The sequence below is a fragment of the Rhodococcus sp. 06-1474-1B genome (assembly GCF_002258885.1).
GTDB lineage: Bacteria > Actinomycetota > Actinomycetes > Mycobacteriales > Mycobacteriaceae > Rhodococcoides > Rhodococcoides fascians.
The window spans coordinates 15,140-32,589 of record NZ_NOYR01000025.1; the positions used below are offsets into that span (position 1 = coordinate 15,140).

The window sequence follows — 17,450 nt, forward strand, 5'->3', positions numbered from 1 at the left end:
CCCTTTGTTGCACTCTGACTGACTGAATCCCGCATTCATTCGGACGGGGTTGGCGTACGGCCGATGGAGCGGGGTTCGGCACACGATCGATGGAGCGGGGGCTTACCACCGACCCCCGACAGTTTTCGGTGGACAAGACACGCCCTCGAGACATTTGTGCACAACCTCGTCGACCATCCACAGGGATTCCCTGAACGGCCGTTTTCGACGTCGAAGTGTCAGTGTCGCGTTCGACAGTCGAGGCATGAAACGGGGAGTTTGGGCCACAGACCTATCGATGCTGGAGGACGTCGCCGATCACGGCGTCGTGACAAGGGCACAGCTTCGCTCGGCCGGTGTCGCGGATGGGACGGTAGCCGGCCGATGCGCAGCCGGCGGACCTTGGCAGCACTTGCTCCCAGGGGTGGTGCTGCTGCACAACGGCTTCCCATCTCACCGACAGCGAATGGCTGCTGCCCTGGCGTACGGCGGTCCACACAGCATCCTCACTGGGAACGCGGCATTGAGTGTGCATGGCTTGGGGCCGAATCCACCGTCGAATGAAGTTCACATTCTCGTCCCGAACGAGATGCAGCGAGCATCCGTCAAATTCGTCCGATCCGAACGCACCTGGCGCATGCCCGAAACGGTGTTCGACCACGGTCCGCGCTGCGCTCCGGTATCCCGGAGTGTCGTCGACGCGACCCGCGCACTACGCGGACGATCTCAGTGCACGGCTTTGATTGCGGAGATCATCAGACGGGGTGCGGCATCACTCGAAGAGCTGGCAATCGAATTGGCGGAGGGGCCGAGACGCTACAGCGCATCGACACGGTTGGCGATCAGGGATCTGGAAGGAAACGCTCACTCCGTCGCCGAGGCGGACGCTCAACGGCTCTACCGATCGAGCGGACTCCCACCAATGATTCACAATGCCCGGCTGTTCACCTCGGACGGTACATTCCTCGGTAGCCCCGACGGCTTCCTCGACACAGTCTGCTTCGGGTGGGAGATCGACTCCCTCGCTCATCACCTCTCGCCGATCGATCATGCGAACACGATGGCTCGCCGAGCTCTCCTGCAACGCCACGGCGCGATCGTGGTGTCACATCTGCCGCAGGACATCCGGGACGACCCCCAGCGCGTGCTCGCGGATCTTCGGGCCGGCTATCAACAGGCTCTGGCGCGGCCCCGTCCGAACCTCGTTCTTCGACGGAGCGCGACGTCGACCGGATGAATGTCTCTTGCAAGCACTTCAACTGCAACAAAGCCGCATTCATTCGCTTCTGGCTCGGGGAGACCGACGAATGAATGCGGCTTTGTTGCAGTCAGAGCGACTGAAACCCACATTGATCCCAAAAGGGAGCGAAGCGACCCCGACGCAGGACCGGCGCGCTTGGCTAGATCGGGAGCAAAGAGTGCTTACGCGGACTCTTGTGTACTTCCTTGTCCTTGAGGATGTGCAAGGCCTTGCGAATTTCGAGGCGCGTCTGCGAGGGCTCGATGACGGCGTCGATGTAGCCACGTTCGGCGGCGATCCACGGCGTTGCGACATGCTCGTTGTAGAAGTTGATCAGTTGCTTGCGCAGTGCCGGAGCATTTTCGCCTGCCTCGGCGAGTTGCTTGCGACTCATGATGTTGATGGCACCTTCGGCACCCATGACGGCGATGCGGGCAGTGGGCCAGGCGAGGTTGATGTCGGATCCGAGCTGCTTCGAGCCCATCACCGCGTATCCGCCGCCGTACGACTTACGGATCACGACAGTCAGTTTCGGCACCGTCGCTTCGACGAACGAGAAGATGAAGCGGCCACCGCGATGGATGACGCCGAGGGTTTCCTGGTCGACGCCGGGCAGGAAGCCGGGTGTGTCGACGAGGAAGATGATCGGAATGTTGTAGGCGTCGCTGAGGCGGATGAACCGCGCACATTTGTCCGCTGCCTTCGCGTCGAGTGCCCCGGACAGGTGCATCGGCTGATTGGCGACGATTCCCACCGGCCGACCGTCGACGCGGGCGAAGCCGGTGATGACGTTCTGTGCAGTCTGGGCGGCGATCTCGTGGAACTCGCCGTCGTCGAAGATGCGCAGGATGATGTCGTGCATGTCGTAACCGGCGTTGTCGGCGTCGGGCATGAACGAGTCGAGCGTGCGATCGGATTCGGTGATCTCCGGCTCGAGTCCCGGGTTGATGACCGGTGCCTCTTCCTGGCAGCTCGACGGCAGGTAGCTCAGGTAGTTCCGAATCCAGTCGAATGCGGCCTTCTCGTCGGCCGCGACGTGGTGCACGTTGCCGTTGATGGCCTGGACGCGGGCACTGCCGAGTTCGTCGAGGCTGACGTCCTCGCCGGTGACGGACTTGATGACGTCCGGTCCGGTGACGAACATGTACGCCTCTTCGGTGGCGACGACGATGTCGGTGTTGATCGGCGCGTACACCGCGCCACCGGCGCATTTGCCGAGGATCAGCGAGATCTGCGGGCACAGGCCGGAGAGCGCCTCATGGCGTCGACCCAGTTCGGCGTACCACGCGAGGGAGGTGACGGCGTCCTGCACGCGAGCTCCACCGGAGTCGTTGATGCCGACGACCGGGCAGCCCATCTTGATCGCGAAGTCCATGATGCCGGCGACCTTGCGGCCGAACATCTCGCCGACGGTTCCGCCGAACACGGTCTGATCGTGCGAGAACACTGCGATCGGACGGCCGTCGACGGTTCCGTGCCCGGTGACGACGCCGTCGCTGTAGAGGGCACCCGGATCGTTCGGGGCCTTCACCAGCGCGCCGATCTCGACGAAACTGCCGGGGTCGAGCAGCGAGTTCACGCGATCTCGGGCGCTGGGTATGCCCTTCTTTGCGCGCTTGGCGATGCCGATCTCGCCGGCCGGTTCCTTGGCCAGTTCCAGCCTCGCCCGTAGCTCGGCCAGCTTCTCCGCAGTGGTGCCACTCAAAATCTACGCTCCGGTTCTTGCAGACTCGATGTTCTCGAGCGTCTTCGACAGATGGGCCGCAATTTTTCCAATGTACGGCTCGTCGACGACCGCGAGGTGGTCGCCTCCGACGTAGACGATCTCGAGGTCCTTCACCACCGGTCCCCAACCACCGTGCTCTTCGCGGGTGGCGTATGCGGGCTCGAGGGCGATCGCGTCGTCGTGGTACTTGTCCGCGAGGTACAGCGTGACGTGCCCGCCGTACTCCTTGAGCTCGGCCGTCTGGATAGCCCGATTGTCGAGCCACGACGTCCGCTGATGCTCGATGATGCCGCCGGGGATCTTTGCTCCACTGAGCTTGACCAGATCGGTGATGATCCGAATCTGACCCTCGTCGTCGGAGTCGACCAACTTGTCGTACGGGATCGGGTAGTCGACGTTGTACGTCTTCTTGGCGAACGCGGCGTACCGCTCCCAACGCTTGCGGACTTCGTCCTTGGTGTCGGGGATCTTGGTGCCGGGCATGACGGTATCGAGCAGCCCCACGTAGGCGACCTCGATGCCTTCCTCTTCCATCTGACGCGCCACCTCGTAGGCGAGGATGCCGCCGAGCGACCATCCGACGAACACGTACGGTCCCTCGGGCTGGATCGCCTTGATCAACGGCACGTACTCCGCGGCGCGCTTGGCAATGGGTCCTTCGACGCGCTCGAGGCCGTACATGGGCGTGCCTGCCGGCAGCTTCCGCAGCAACGGCTCGTAGGCGACGGTGGAGCTACCGGCCGAGTGGAACGCGAATACCGGTGTGGCCGTGGAGCCCTCGGGACGGGCCCGAAGATTGCGCACGACACCGTCGATCTCGCCGTCCTCGAGATGCGGGCGTACCTTGTCGGCGAGCTGCTCGATGGTCTCCGAGTCCAGTACGTCGTCGAAGGTGATCTCGCCGCCGGCCCGCTCGGTCAGGCGCGCGGCCAACTTCTCAGCCGTCTCGTCGTCGAGGATCGGCAGGGTGTTGAAGATGCCCTTGGCCGATTCCTTCGTCACCACTGCCCACGTCGCGAACGTCATCCGCTCGGCGTTGTCACGTGGGGGCACATCGGATCCGGCGGCCTCGGCGAACGCTTCCTTGCCGCCCAGGTCGGTCTGCGCTGCGACCACCGGTGCGGGTTGGTATTCCGCACTCGGCACCGCGGTCTCCGGTGCGGCGACGGCCGTCTCCAACGCTTCGTCGCGTGCAGTCGCGCCACTCTCGGCAGCCTGCTCGGCAGCCTTTTCGGCGGCCTGCTTGTCTGCCAGCGCCTGCACCTCGTCGCGGTTCTCGATCGCGTAGCGCAGGTACTTCTCCACCTCACGCAGGTTCGCATCACGCACGGCCTGCAATTGCACTGTGGGGATGTCGAATTCGTACTCGACGCGGTTCTTGATCCGAACGGCGCTGAGCGAATCCAGCCCCAGTTCGATCAGCGGCACCTCGGGAGGCAGGTCCTCGGGTGCGTAGCCCATCGACTCGGCGACAATGATCGCCAACCGATCTTCGAGCTTCTGATTGCCGTTGGGATCCCAGCGGTCACCGAACGTCTCGACGACCTCGGGCAACTCTTCCATCGGAGACGAGGATCGCTCTTCCACCGCCACAACGGGTTCCGGCCGCACATCGCCCGAGGTGACGACAGCCTCGTGCAGCAGGGTGAACGCCGAGCCCTCGTGTGCATGGACCTGGACCGACGCCCCACCGAGGTGCGAGGTCAATGTGGTGACGACCGTGCCGCCCGCGGGCACCGATGCATGCGAGACCGAAGCACCCAGAGCCACATCGGAGAACACCTGCGAGGCAGCGGCGGTGACCAACGCATCGAATCCCGAGACGGCCGAGGCCTGAACTTCCCAGACGTGGCGGCCGTCGGGCAACGCCACCCGGGCACCGGGAACGCGAGAGTTACCGCTGGAGCTGACCTGCGAGTTGAGCCAGAACTCCTTGCGCAAGTACGCCGTTCGCGGAATTGCAGCGTACGGACCCGACTCGAACAGCGTCGCCAGTTCCAGCGCGTGACCGTGCACGTACAGCTGCGCCAGCGCGGCGAGGAACGTGTCTGCCTCGTCTTCCTTGCGCTTGAGCGTCGGAATCAACGTGGCGTCGGCCAGGCCGGCAGCCCACGCGGTGGCGGCAACCGACATCAGCGCGACGGGGTTCGGGGCGAGCTCCACGAACGTCGTGTGCCCGTCTCCCACAGCAACATTGACGGCCTGGGTGAACCAGACCGGGTGACGCATTCCCTTGGTCCAGTAGTCGACGCCGTGAATCGCCGCATGTCCGACGCGGTAGTGCGCCTCACGATCGACCGAGGAGTAGACCCCGGCGGTGAGCTTGCTCGGTTCGATTCCGGCGAGCTCGGCTGCGAGCTCACCGAGCAGTACGTCGACTGCCGCGGTGTGTCCTGCTCCCTTGACGTCGAGCAGACGGGCCATTTTGCCTGCGGCCTCGGCCTTTTCGACAAGGGCTTCGACCTCGGCGCGGGGTCCACCGACCGTGGTGTGCGTCGGCGCGGCGTACACGCAGGGCTCCACGTTCGGGAACTGATCGGTGAGGGTCTTGACCTCGTCGGGGGTGTACTCGACGAGTGCCATGGCACCCTGCGAGGCGGCACCGAGGCCGTCCTGGCCCTCGGCCAGCAGCCGCGAGCGGGCGTAGATGATGCGGACGGCGTCTTCGAGGTTCAGGCCTCCGGCAACGTACGCGGCGGCGACCTCACCCATCGAGTGGCCGATGACGGCCGACGGCTCCGCACCGTGTGCGCGAAGCGTTGCGGCCAAGGCGATCTGGATGACGAAGATAGCGACCTGGGAGTTCTCGAACTCGTAGGTCTGCGAGTCGTCGAGGATGATCTCGCGGATGGAGTAGCCGGCTTCGTCGACGAGCAGCTCGTCCACCTTGTCCACCTCGGCGGCGAACACGGCGTTGGTTCGGTACAGCCGCGATGCCATCTTGCGGTGCTGCGAGCCGAATCCGGAGAACACCCACACTGCGCCGTTGGACGCAGGCGAGTCCGCGGAGAACACGCCCGGTCCGGGCTTGCCTGCCGCGATGGCGCGCAATCCGGCGATGGCCTCGGCTGTGGTGGACGCGAGAACCACTGCGCGCGAACGTCCGTGGTTACGCCGAGCCAATGTACGGCCGACATCGACGAGAGGCGTCGTGCTGCCCTCTTCGGTCTCGAGCCAGTCGGCCAGTTCCGACGCCGCGCGCTTACGACGCGACGGCAACGCGGCCGACACCGCGAGAATCACTGTCTCCGGAGCACTGTCGGACTCCGCCAGGATGGTCTCGGCCTCGGCGACCGGGCTGGTCGTCTCGGCGTCGAGCTGCTCCTCGTAGACGCCCTCCACCACCGCGGCCTCGGGATCCACGGCAGCGGGGTCGAATTCGGCCGAGGTCTCACCCGGTACGTACTCGCGCACGACGACGTGGGCGTTGGTGCCGCCGAAGCCGAAACCGGAGATGCCGGCAACGGCCTTGCCGGTGTACCGCGGCCAGTCGGTGGCCTCCGGGATGACCTTCAGGTGTGCTTTGTCGAAGTCGATGTACGGGTTGGGGCCCACGTAGTTCAGTGACGCCGGGAGCTTGTTCTCCTGCATCGCCAACACGACTTTGATCAAACCTGCTGCGCCTGCTGCAGATTCGAGGTGTCCGAAGTTGGTCTTCGCCGAGCCGAGCAGTGCCGGCTTGTCCGCGTCGCGGCCACGGCCGACCACGCGGCCGAGCGCGTCGGCCTCGATGGGATCGCCCAGGATGGTTCCGGTGCCGTGCGCTTCGATGTAGTCCACGCCCGACGGGTTGATGCCGGCGTCGCGGTATGCGAATCGGAGTGCGTCGGCCTGTGCGTCGGGGTTCGGCGCGAGGAGTCCGTTGGAGCGGCCGTCCTGGTTGATGGCGGATCCGGCGATGACAGCGAGCACCTGATCGCCGTCTCGCTCGGCGTCCTCGAGTCGCTTGAGCACGACGAGTCCGCCGCCCTCGGAGCGAATCATGCCGTTCGCGTCGGAGGAGAAGGCCTTGATCCGGCCGTCGGGAGCGAGGACGCCGGTCTGACCGAAGCCAACGGTGATCGGCGGGGCGAGCAGCATGTTGACCCCGCCTGCGACGGCGAGATCGGATTCGCCGGTGCGCAGGCTGCGCACTGCCTGGTGGACGGCCACGAGGGACGACGAGCAGGCAGTGTCGACGGCGATCGACGGCCCGCGGAAGTCGTAGAAGTACGACACGCGGTTGGCGACGATGGCGGTGGAGGTGCCGGTCAGTGCGTAGGGGTGGACGGCCGGATCACTAACGGCGATGAGCTGGTAGTCGTTGGACGAGCTGCCGATGAAGACGCCGACCTGACTGCCCTTCACAGAGCTGGCCGGGATGTGCGCGTGCTCGAGCGCTTCCCAGGTCAGTTCCAGCGCGAGGCGCTGCTGCGGGTCGACGTTGACGACCTCGTTGGGCGACATCGCGAAGAACTCGGCGTCGAAAGTCTTGACGTCGTCGAGGTAGCCACCCTTGGTGACCGTCGCGTCGACGGCTGCGGCGATGACGGGATCGGAGGTGAATTCCTTCCACCGGCCCTCGGGCAGGTCGGTAATGCCGTCGCGGCCCTCGATGAGCAGCGACCACATCTCCTCAGGGGTGTGACCGGTGCCGGGGAAGCGTGACGACAGTCCGACGATCGCGATGTCGTGGGCGTCGCCGGCCTGCACTCCGCTGGTGTAGAACGCGTCGTCGACGGTACCCACCGGCTCGTCGGGTTCGCCCTCGATGATGATCTTGGCCAGAGACGCGATGGTGGGGTGCTGGTAGACGACGGTCGCGGTCAGCGTGACCCCCACCAGCTCCTCGATCTCACCGCTCAGTGCGACGGCATCGCGAGAGGACAGACCGAATTCCTCCATCGGACGGTCGTCGGAGATGGCCGACGCGGGTTGACCCGTCGCGTCTGCAACCCAGTTGCGTAGCCAATCCCGCAGTTGGGCGACCGTGAGGTCCGTCCCGTCGGCACTCTGAATCTTGTCTGTCTCTTGTTCAGCCATTACTCACCAAGCTATGTATCGAAGGAACGGGAGGCCCAGAGATCAGTCGGGTAGTTCGGCGTCCGGGAATGCCGTCTGCTGGTAACCGCCGCGCAGGGTGCCCTCGATGTAGGCGGCCTTGCACGCGCGTCGGGCGATCTTGCCGCTCGACGTACGCGGGATGGAACCGGCCGGGACGAGCAGGACGTCGCGGACCGTGACGCCGTGCCGCGCCGAGACTGCGGTGCGCACCTCGTCGGCGATCGGAGCCGGGTCTGCCTTGCCCGAGCCGGGAGCGCGCTCGGCAACGATGACGAGCTGTTCGGAGCTGTCGTCCGAATCCTTGGTCAACGCGGCACCACTGAACTCGAACACGACGTCGGGCAGCTGGTTGAGCGGCACCGCGAACGCCGCCACGAAGCCCGGCCGCAGAGCCTTGCTTGCTTCCTGCGCCGAGAACTCGATGTCCTGGGGGTAGTGATTGCGGCCGTCGACGATGACGAGGTCCTTCACGCGGCCGGTGATGTAGAGCTCGCCGTCGTGATAGACGCCGAAGTCTCCGGTGCGCATCCAGTTGGCGCCCTCGGGGGCACCCGTGGCGTGCGAACCGTCGGCGACGCGGTGGACGAGCTTGTTGTGGAAGGTCTCGCTGGTCTCGGTCTCGCGACCCCAGTAGCCCTTGCCGATGTTCTCGCCGTGCAGCCAGATCTCGCCGACGTGTTCGTCGGGCACCTCGGTGGCGGTTTCGGAGTCGACGATCGCGGCCCACTGACTCCGGGCGACGGTTCCGGTCGATACCTGCGGGATGGCTCCGGGAGCGTCGGGTGCGACGACGACGAAGTTGCCTGCGTTCAGCTCGACACGGTCGACGTAGACGACCTTGGCCTCATCGGCGTGCTTGCTCGTCGAGACGAACAGCGTGGCCTCGGCCATGCCGTACGACGGCTTGATCGCGGACTTCGGCAGACCGTACGGGCCGAAGGCCTCGTTGAACTTCTTCATCGACGACGTGGTGACGGGCTCGCTGCCGTTGATCAGGCCGATGACGTTCGACAGGTCGAGACTTTCACCGTTCTTGGGCAGTCCGCGCTGGGCGGCGTGCTCGAACGCGAAGTTCGGTGCCGCGGCGAACGTGCCTGCTCCGTCGGAGACAGCGGCGAGTTCCTTGATCCAGCGCCACGGCCGCTGCACGAACGCGCGCGGGCTCATGATCGTGATGTATTTGCCACCGAGGGCCGGGAGGATGACGGTGAGCAGACCCATGTCGTGGAACATCGGCAGCCAGGTGACGCCGCGCGAGTCGTAGTTGATCTCCATGCTGTCGACCATCTGCAGCGCGTTGACGCCGACCGCGCGGTGCGTGATCTCGACGCCGGCCGGGGTTCGCGTCGAACCGGACGTGTACTGCAGGTAGGCGATGTCGTCCAACCCTGCCTTGGGCTCGACCCACGTCTCGCCGACGCTGTCGGGAACGGCGTCGACGGCGATGATGCGGGGCCGCTCGGCAGCGGGGAGCGCGCGGAAGAACGCGCGAACGCCCGCCGCGGAGTTGCTGGCGGTGAGGATCGCGCTGGGCTTGCAGTCGCCGAGGACGGCATGCAGCCGGTCGGTGTGGCCGGGCTCGTCGGGATCGAACAGCGGCACCGCGATGGTGCCCGCGTAGATCGCGCCGAAGAACGCGATGACGTACTCGAGGCCCTGGGGAGCGAGGATCGCCACGCGGTCACCGGGCTCGGTGACCTGCTGCAGACGGGCGGCGACAGCGCGCAGCCGCTTGCCGAACTGTGACCAGGTCAACTCGTGCGCTTCACCGTCCCGTTCCCGGGAGTAGTCCATGAACCGGTACGCGAGCGTGTCGGCGTTCTCTTCGACATTCGCCTCGACGTGGCGGACGAGTGTCTGCCCTTCACCGATGGTGATGTGGCCGTTCTCATCGATGAAATCATCGAACGTGTGGCTCATTTGCTTCAATCTCCTCCGACACGAATCGCTGCCACACATCGTGCGTGACCTGGCCTTGCATTGACGACGTTCATCGATGCAGACCCCGAACAGCGTTTTATGTTACTAAGTGGTAACTCCAGCGGTGGCGGTTTCGGTCGACCTCGAGGCCGACTCCATGCTACCGACACGCGCCTGCGTCACTCGCCTTTCAGCAAGTCGACAACCGGAGCGAATGCTTCCATTTGTGTGGGGAAAACCCCGACATAGGACATCGTCGTCCGCGCGCGAACGTTACGGATCTGATCGGCGATTTCCTCGTACGTTCCGAAGGCGAGGTACGGCGACGACAGAATGTCTTCGACCGTGAGCTTGACGTCGACGTCCACGTTGGGCGGATAACCGTTGTCCAGCGCGGCCAACGCCATCTCGGCCATCTGCTCGCGATCGTCGGTGACCACGATGGTGGTGATCGCCCAGTTCAGCTCGATGTCGTCGAACCGGTCCCCTGCGGCAGCCCGGATGAGCTCGACGCGCTCGAGAGTCTTCTCGATGGTCATGCCCGACAGCAGCAACTTGCCTTCCTTCGAGGTGCTCGGCACCACGGAGATGATGTCGGCGTGCTTGGCGGCCAGCGCGAGCATCTTGGGGCCGCCGCCGCCGATGCAGATCGGCGGACGCGGTCCCTGACGCGGACGAGGGCTGCCCTTGAGACCGGTGATCGTGTAGTGCTTGCCCTCGTAATTGCATTCCTGGCCGCGCAGCAACACGTCGAGAATGTCGAGGGTCTCCGCGAGCTTCTCGATGCGGACGCCGGGACGGTCGTAGGTGATGCCGGCCTTGTCGTATTCCTCGCGCATCCAGCCCGCGCCGAGTCCGAGTTCGAGCCGTCCGCCGGAGAGCACATCGATGGTTGCCGCGTCCTTGGCGAGCACCGCGGGATGGCGGAAGCCGTTGGCGAGCACCGCCGTGCCGAGCCGAATCTTGTCGGTGGCGACGGCGAGAGCTCCGAGCGCCGCGATCGGCCCGACCTGATTACCGAGATGATCGGGAATCATGAAGCTGTCGTAACCCAGTTCCTCGGCCTGCTGAGCCAGCTTGATGAACTTCCGAGCCCCGCCCTCCTCCGCGTTTCCCTCTCCGCCTGCAGCGAAGCGGAATTTGCGCGGCCCGGGGGTCGCGGCCTCGGCGGAACTCATCTATTGCTCTCCTCTGGGGTCTGGAGCGGCCGGCACCTGGGGTCTGAGGTGGTCGGTACCGGGGGTCTGGGCACACCGTGCGAGGGAGTCGGCCGGGGCCGATCCGCGCAGGTCCAAGGCGTCACTCTAGCCGCTCGCGGGAGCGGATCCCACCGACTGGGGGTCGCAGACCACAGGTTTGTGCCCTGCACCAGTTGGCGACACGCCGCGTTGTGACCTGTCCGTTATCGATGACACCGGTCACTGCGCTACCCACGACCCCGATCACGCCGTCGTCCACACGACCCGATCACGAGTGCGGAGGCGTCGGCGCATTCTCGATCAGATCGGCCGCCCATGCCGCCGTCCACTGGGTGGCCGTCGTGCCGGAACCGTCGACAACGAAACTGTTGTACGACGCGTGCACCGGATTGCCCGCCGCCCCGATCAGAATTTGGATGCTCTGCGGGATGTTGCGCAGCGACAGTCCATCCGACGGGGACGCACAGATCAGGTCGCCGGGTGCACAGATCTGATTGGTCCGGTCGTCGAGCGCGCCGAATCCGCCGTCCCGACGCCCCGTCATGGTGATGCCGGGGAGGTCGAGTCCCCCGAGGGCGACCTCGGCTCCGACGCCGTCGAGCGGTCCCGGCACGTCGGTACCCGACACTCCGTCGCGGCGGCCGTCGGCGATGAGGGTGACGCCGAGGACACGATCGGCGGAGATGGGTCCGTTACCCGCGCCGATGTCGGCCGCGATGTCGCCGGATATGACTGCTCCCTGAGAGAAGCCGGCCATGACGAAGTTGGTCAGTGGGCACCGCGCTGCGACGTCCGACATCTTCTGCACCGCAACGTTTTTGCCCTCGGTACGGCTGTTGTTGTACGACTGTTGGCCGTCCGGCGGCAGCGCGATGGGGTTCGAGAACTGCGCGACGTAGGGCACCGTGTAGACGTCCGCGCGAGATCCGGGGAACTGCTCCTGCAGCGGCCGGGTGACGTTGAGCATCAGCGACACCGGATTGGCGGTCGGGTTGTACGGGTCATCGGTCGACGAGGACTCCCACGTACCCGGGATGGCAATGACCTGGACGTCCGGGCAGTCCGCCGGTTGTGAGGTCGGCTGCTCGGGTCCCGGCGGCGGTACCGGCCCCGGTCCGGGTCCGAGACGCCCGGCAAGGAGGTACCACAGGGCCACGATGACGAGCCCGATGATCACCGCGAAGGCGATCACCGGCAGAACTCTGCGTTTACGTTTGGCCATCAGCGCGAACTACGGCGTGCAGTACGTCGCCTGCGCAGCGGCGATGTAGGTCTGGGCTGCCTGCTGGGCCTGCGTCTCGTTCATCTGCGTTCCGGCAGCACTCGCCTCGACGCCGACGTTCGCGGTGACGTAGGTCGTGATTTCGTCGGCTGCGACGCCCTGCGCCTGCGCGGCACAGATGTAATTGGCCGTCGACACCGCGATGTCGCCGTTGCCCGCCGGGGTGACGCCCTTGCTCTTCAGCTCGTCGAGGAAACGCTGGCCACGGTTGTCGATCTGGCTCTCCGTCGGCCCCGGGAAGTCGTCCGGCACGGCCTGGGGTTGCTCCGGCGGTGCCGTCGCAGCCTCGCCCGGACTGGTGGTCGGAGCGACAGTAGTGGTGGTGCTCTCGGCCGCCGACGTCGACGTACTCGCCTCGGTCGTCGTCGCAGCTGCCGTGGTGGTGCTCGTCGGCGCGCCGGTGGCCGTCGAGTCGTCACTTCCACACGCCACCAGCATCGAGCTCGCCGCCACGGCGAGCACGCCGAGTGACAGAGTTCTGGCCAGAGAGTTACGCGTCATCGATCGAAATCCTTCGGTCGTCGGGTCGCAGGCGAGAGTACAGCCACGCTCTGAGAGAACTCTGAAGCCGTGACTGCCTCCGGTCACGGAGCGATCGTGGCCTTGCCGTCCTTGACGGTGATGATGCCGAACTGGAAGTTCTGTTGCTTACCGCCACCGTCGATGTCGAACTGATCGCTGGTGGGGTAGCCGAGGCGGCCACCTTCGTAGCCCACCGATCCCCAGGCGTCGAAGATCGGGCCGTAAGGCATGGACCAGGCTCCGCTGACCGGGCTCCAGTAGATGTTGCCGGTCTCGAACTGATTGAACCGTCCGCCGTCCCGGATGGGGCCGATCTCGTTGGACTTGGGGAACCCGAGAGGTCCACTCTCCCAACCCAATTCACCGTACTTACCGAGAATCATGCCCTGCACAGAATGCACGCCCGCGTCGGGAGAGGTGTAGATCGCGCCGATCTCGAAGCCCTGCACCGAGCCAGGCTTGTTGGGTGTTGCCACCTCGTCGAGCACCGGGTATCCCAGAGGACCGCCCTCGTACCCCTGGGCTGCCCACTCGTCGAGCACGGCACCCTTGACCACATGGGCGCCGGTCTGCGGCGTGAAGTAGACCATGCCGTTCTGGAAGGCGTTGAAGCGGCCACGGCCGTCGGGAGTGGCGATCTCGCCGGTCTTCGGGAAGCCGAGCGCACCCTCGGGGCCCTTGTTGCCCTGGTAGATACCGCCGATAGCGCCGGCAACCACCTGCGCCCCGGTGTCAGGCGTGAAGAAGACCCGACCGAACGTGAAGTCCTGAGCTCGTCCGCCTGCGACGTTGTACTCCGCGGTGAGGCAGGGACCCAGCCACGAATTCGCGCCGCTCGCATTGCCGATCATGCCCGCGACACTGCAGGCGGGCTTGTCGACCTCGACGCCGAGTGCCGTGGCGAGCTGCGGCCACAGCTGGTGCAACTCGAACTGCCAGTACGGCCACGAGTGCGTTCCCGAGGGGCGGTAGTTGACCTGCGCGGGGATTCCGAGCTGGTTGAGCTTGGTGGCGAAGGTCTGGGAAGTGAGTCGCGAGAGGATCTCGAGCCCCATACCCGCGTAGTTGGTGCTGACGCCCGGAATCGGCGACGGCTGATCGTACGGGCCGGTCGAGCCGTTGCCACTCGAGATGTAGAGGCTGACGCCCTTCAGCTTGTCGGCCAGCAGGTACGGATCGTGCTGAGCCCACAGCGAGTTGGACGGTGCGCCCCACATGGCCTTGGAGTTGTAGCCGCCGGCGTCGGTCATCGCGTACTGGATGGCCTGCGGCATGCCGAGCGAGGTGGTGGTCAGGATGCCCGACAGCGAACCGGCGAACTTGAAGAAGCCGGGGTTGCGGGCCGCGAGGAACATCGCCGACGTGCCACCCATCGACAACCCGACGACACCGCGGTTGTCGGTGCTGCGCCAGTCCTTGGCCAGGATGGGCGGCAGCTCCTTGGTCAGGAACGTCTCCCACTGGTAGTTCTTGCCGTTGTCCTGATCGACCCAGTCGGAGTAGAAGCTGGACTGTCCGCCGATCGGAAGCACGACGTTGACGTTCTTGTCGGCGAAGTAGGCCTCGGCGTCGGTCTCGGCCGTCCAGCCGTTCTCCTGGTCGGTCGCCCGGAGTCCGTCCAACATGTACACCTGCGGGAACGTGGCCTGCGGGTTGATGTTCCAGTCACGCGCGAGCAGCAGCTGCACCTGGATGGGCGTTCCCATCGAGGGCGACTGGATCCACAGCGCGACGCGGCGATCGGAGAGCCAGTCCACCGAGGTGACGGTTGCTCCACCGGTCTGGGTGTAGGCGGGGCCGGTCTGCGCCATCGGGGCGGCATGAGCAACCGGGGCTGCAGTGGCCAGCGTCGTCGTCGCGAAGGGAATCATCAGCGCGGAGGCGACAGTCACTGCTGCTGCCGCTCGCCGAGCCCGTGTGCCGGCCGATGGGGTACGACCGAACCGAACAAGCCCAGTGCGCATGATGGTGACTCTCTTTCCTGTGACGACCGAAGGTCTCGTCTCGAGACATGCTTCGTATGTCTTTCTACACGTGCCCGATGGCCACGAACAGCAGACTCGCTGTGACTGGTGGTGCGAATGTGAATTGGGGAGGCTCGGAGAGCCGGCGCTCGAACCGACAATGCCGCCCGACGCGAGAGCGTGGGGCGGCATTGTCGAAGAGCACGTTACGGAACCGAATCAGGCGTTCAGCGCGTCCAGGATCTGGGTGCGTGCCTTCCACAGCTCGGCACCCCAGTACGGCCAGGCGTGGATTCCGTTGGCCGGGAAGCTGTAGGTCGCCGGGATGCCGAGGGTGCCCATGCGGATCTGGAATGCACGGGTGTTGGCCAGCGAGAGTGCCTCGAGCGCCATGCCGTTGGCGGTGTTGTAGAAATCGATCGGCGCGGCCGGGCGGTCGAACTGGCCGGGCAGGCCACTGGCTGCGGAGATGTACAGCGACAGACCCTGCAACCTGGGTGCGAAGACGAACGGGTCGTTGCGCAGCCACGCCGGGTTCCAGGGCGGTCCCCACATGGAGTCGACGTTGAAGCGGCCGGCATCGAGCATCGCGATACGAATCGCCTCACGCATGCCCGGGGCCGAGATGTTCAGGTAACCCGAGAGCGAGCCGGCGAACTTGAACTGGTCGCGGTGGTACGCGGCGAGCGTCAGGGCAGCCGAACCACCCATCGACAGTCCGAGAACACCGTTGTTGTTGCGCGAGACGCCGTAGTTCTCCAGGAACGCCGGGAGCTCCTGCGTCAGGAACGTCTCCCACTTGTAGGTGACTTCCTGGCCGTTGAAGTTCGACGAGGTGTACCAGTCGCTGTAGAAGCTGGACTGTCCGCCGACGGGCATGACCAGCGTCACGTCGTCGTTGGCGAACTGATCCTGCGCGTTGGTCTCGAAGGTCCAGGCGTTGCGATCGTCGCGGGCACGCAGGCCGTCGAGCAGGTAGAGAGCAGCGTTTCCGCCGCGTGCCGCCCACTGGACCTGGACCTTGATCGGACCCATCTCGGACGGGACGATCAGATCCTCGCGGCCACCGGCCGGGGTCTGGTGGACGACGGCAGTGGGGGCAGCGACTGCGACTGCGCCGCCGACGACACCGGCTGCGATCGGCAGAACGAGTGCGGCAGCACCCACGCCGAGCAGGCGCTGACGCCAGCGTGATGACGCCTTCGGGTTACTGCTGAGGCCGGCAAATCGCATGAATCGTGCTCTCTCTCATCTACGCGGTCTCCGCTGTCGTAGCGGCCCCCGGCAATCGAACAGGGCTGACTGACGGCCCATGAGGCCGGGGTGAAGCTGTGGTGTGTCGAAACGTCGAGGTTCTGCTGCATAACAGGCGAACCGCTCGATGGAGGTTATTCCATCGAGCGGTTCCAAGGCAAAACTGTGATCAGCGTCCCAGTTTCGCCTCTGCGAGTTTCTGAAACAGGAGACTATCCTGCGCGGTCCCCGCTGAACAGCCCTGAAAAGTCGTGAAATATCACTACAAGGCCGAAAGCGGGGACTGCGACAGCAAACGCTGCCGGGTGGATCAGTTACCGATGTTGGCGCTCAGGTCCGGTGCCATGACGCGGATCTGCTCGCCCCAGTAGCCCCACTGGTGGGTACCGACGGCCGGGAACGCATACGTGACGTTGTTGGCACCGATGCTCGCCATGCGGATCTGGAAGGCACGGCTGTTCGCCAGGGCGATGGCCTCGAGGCCCATACCGTTCGCGGTGTTGTAGTAATCGATGAAGCTCTGTGGGCGATCGAGACCGCCGGGCAGACCGCTGCCTGCGAAGACCCACACGCGCGTGCCGTTGTCACGCAAGCGCGGCGCGAAGACGAACGGGTCGTTGCGCAGCCACGCCGGATCCCACGGCGGGCCCCACATCGCGTCGATGTTGTAGCGGCCGGAGTCCAGCAGGGCCAGGCGCATCGCCTCGCGCATGCCGGGTGCGGAGATGTTCAGGTAGCCCGACAGCGAACCGGCATAGCTGAACTGGTCCGGGTGGTACGCAGCCAGCGTGAGGGCTGCGGAGCCGCCCATCGAGATGCCGATGACACCGTTGCGGTTCGGGTTGAAGCCGTAGTTCGCGCGCAGGTTCTCGCGGAGGTTCTGCGTCAGGAAGGTTTCCCACTTGTAGGTGGTCTTCTGACCGTTGAAGTTGGACGGTGCGTACCAGTCGGAGTAGAAGCTCGACTGTCCACCGACCGGCTCGACGACGTTGATGTTCCACGAGGCGAGAACTGCTCCGGCGTCGGTCTCGTGCTCCCAGCCCGAGATGTCCGTCGTGGCGCGCAGGCCGTCGAGCAGGTAGACGACGCGGTTGGTGTTACCGTCCGCTGCCCGCCACACCCGGCTCTTGATCGGGCCCATGCTCGAGTCCGTCCAGACGTCGATGGCGTTGCCGTCGAACGCTGCGTTGGCAGTTGCGCCACCGCCCGCCACGGCCAAGCCCAGTGGTAGCACCACTGCCATCAGCATGGATGTTGCGGCGCGGCGTCCCCAGGAGCCCGCTCGCTTGTCCCCGGACCGGCTCTTCCATCTACCCAGCAT

General features: G+C 65.4%; 10 protein-coding genes. 1 reads left to right on the forward strand and 9 read right to left on the reverse strand.

From position 1 onward, the window contains the following. Window positions 1–244 precede the first annotated feature (244 nt). Entirely contained in the window at window positions 245–1,216 is a 972-nt protein-coding gene (locus CH266_RS14795) for a hypothetical protein (RefSeq protein ID WP_032371690.1), read from the forward strand. 163 nt (window positions 1,217–1,379) lie between these two features. Here the strand turns inward: CH266_RS14795 and CH266_RS14800 are convergent, their stop codons facing one another. From CH266_RS14800 to CH266_RS14840, 9 genes are all read right to left on the reverse strand, one after another. Continuing rightward, entirely contained in the window at window positions 1,380–2,924 is a 1,545-nt protein-coding gene (locus tag CH266_RS14800) for an acyl-CoA carboxylase subunit beta (RefSeq protein ID WP_027494804.1), read from the reverse strand. 3 nt (window positions 2,925–2,927) lie between these two features. Beyond that, a complete protein-coding gene (gene pks13, locus CH266_RS14805; protein ID WP_094715592.1) occupies window positions 2,928–7,967 on the reverse strand; it encodes a polyketide synthase Pks13 in 5,040 nt (1,679 codons plus the stop codon). A 42-nt stretch (window positions 7,968–8,009) separates the two neighbouring features. Next, window positions 8,010–9,908 carry a long-chain-fatty-acid--AMP ligase FadD32 gene (gene fadD32, locus CH266_RS14810; protein WP_027494806.1) on the reverse strand — a complete coding sequence of 633 codons (1,899 nt, stop codon included), beginning with the start codon at window positions 9,906–9,908 and terminating at the stop codon, window positions 8,010–8,012. A gap of 179 nt (window positions 9,909–10,087) precedes the next feature. Then, window positions 10,088–11,086, reverse strand: coding sequence for an LLM class F420-dependent oxidoreductase (locus CH266_RS14815; protein WP_027494807.1), 999 nt, complete (start codon window positions 11,084–11,086; stop codon window positions 10,088–10,090). 289 nt (window positions 11,087–11,375) lie between these two features. Then, the gene (locus CH266_RS14820) at window positions 11,376–12,329 is read right to left on the reverse strand and encodes a cutinase family protein (protein WP_027494808.1); all 954 of its coding nucleotides are present in this window, start codon (window positions 12,327–12,329) and stop codon (window positions 11,376–11,378) included. A 9-nt stretch (window positions 12,330–12,338) separates the two neighbouring features. After that, entirely contained in the window at window positions 12,339–12,890 is a 552-nt protein-coding gene (locus CH266_RS14825) for a DUF732 domain-containing protein (RefSeq protein WP_094715593.1), read from the reverse strand. An 83-nt stretch (window positions 12,891–12,973) separates the two neighbouring features. Beyond that, on the reverse strand, window positions 12,974–14,875 hold the full coding sequence (locus CH266_RS14830) for an alpha/beta hydrolase-fold protein (protein WP_052053692.1): 1,902 nt from the start codon (window positions 14,873–14,875) through the stop codon (window positions 12,974–12,976). Between the two features lie 219 nt (window positions 14,876–15,094). After that, window positions 15,095–16,108, reverse strand: coding sequence for an alpha/beta hydrolase (locus CH266_RS14835; RefSeq protein WP_027494811.1), 1,014 nt, complete (start codon window positions 16,106–16,108; stop codon window positions 15,095–15,097). A 331-nt stretch (window positions 16,109–16,439) separates the two neighbouring features. After that, complete coding sequence (locus CH266_RS14840) at window positions 16,440–17,450, reverse strand: alpha/beta hydrolase (protein ID WP_174557192.1); 1,011 nt, start codon at window positions 17,448–17,450, stop codon at window positions 16,440–16,442.

Bases quoted from the DNA above. Each gene is read 5' to 3' on its own strand.
- CH266_RS14830 (WP_052053692.1), bottom strand. From the start codon at position 14,875: ATGCGCACTGGGCTTGTTCGGTTCGGTCGTACCCCATCGGCCGGCACA.
- CH266_RS14820 (WP_027494808.1), bottom strand. From the start codon at position 12,329: ATGGCCAAACGTAAACGCAGAGTTCTGCCGGTGATCGCCTTCGCGGTG.
- pks13 (WP_094715592.1), bottom strand. From the start codon at position 7,967: ATGGCTGAACAAGAGACAGACAAGATTCAGAGTGCCGACGGGACGGAC.
- fadD32 (WP_027494806.1), bottom strand. From the start codon at position 9,908: ATGAGCCACACGTTCGATGATTTCATCGATGAGAACGGCCACATCACC.
- CH266_RS14795 (WP_032371690.1), top strand. From the start codon at position 245: ATGAAACGGGGAGTTTGGGCCACAGACCTATCGATGCTGGAGGACGTC.
- CH266_RS14835 (WP_027494811.1), bottom strand. From the start codon at position 16,108: ATGCGATTTGCCGGCCTCAGCAGTAACCCGAAGGCGTCATCACGCTGG.
- CH266_RS14825 (WP_094715593.1), bottom strand. From the start codon at position 12,890: ATGACGCGTAACTCTCTGGCCAGAACTCTGTCACTCGGCGTGCTCGCC.
- CH266_RS14840 (WP_174557192.1), bottom strand. From the start codon at position 17,450: ATGCTGGGTAGATGGAAGAGCCGGTCCGGGGACAAGCGAGCGGGCTCC.
- CH266_RS14815 (WP_027494807.1), bottom strand. From the start codon at position 11,086: ATGAGTTCCGCCGAGGCCGCGACCCCCGGGCCGCGCAAATTCCGCTTC.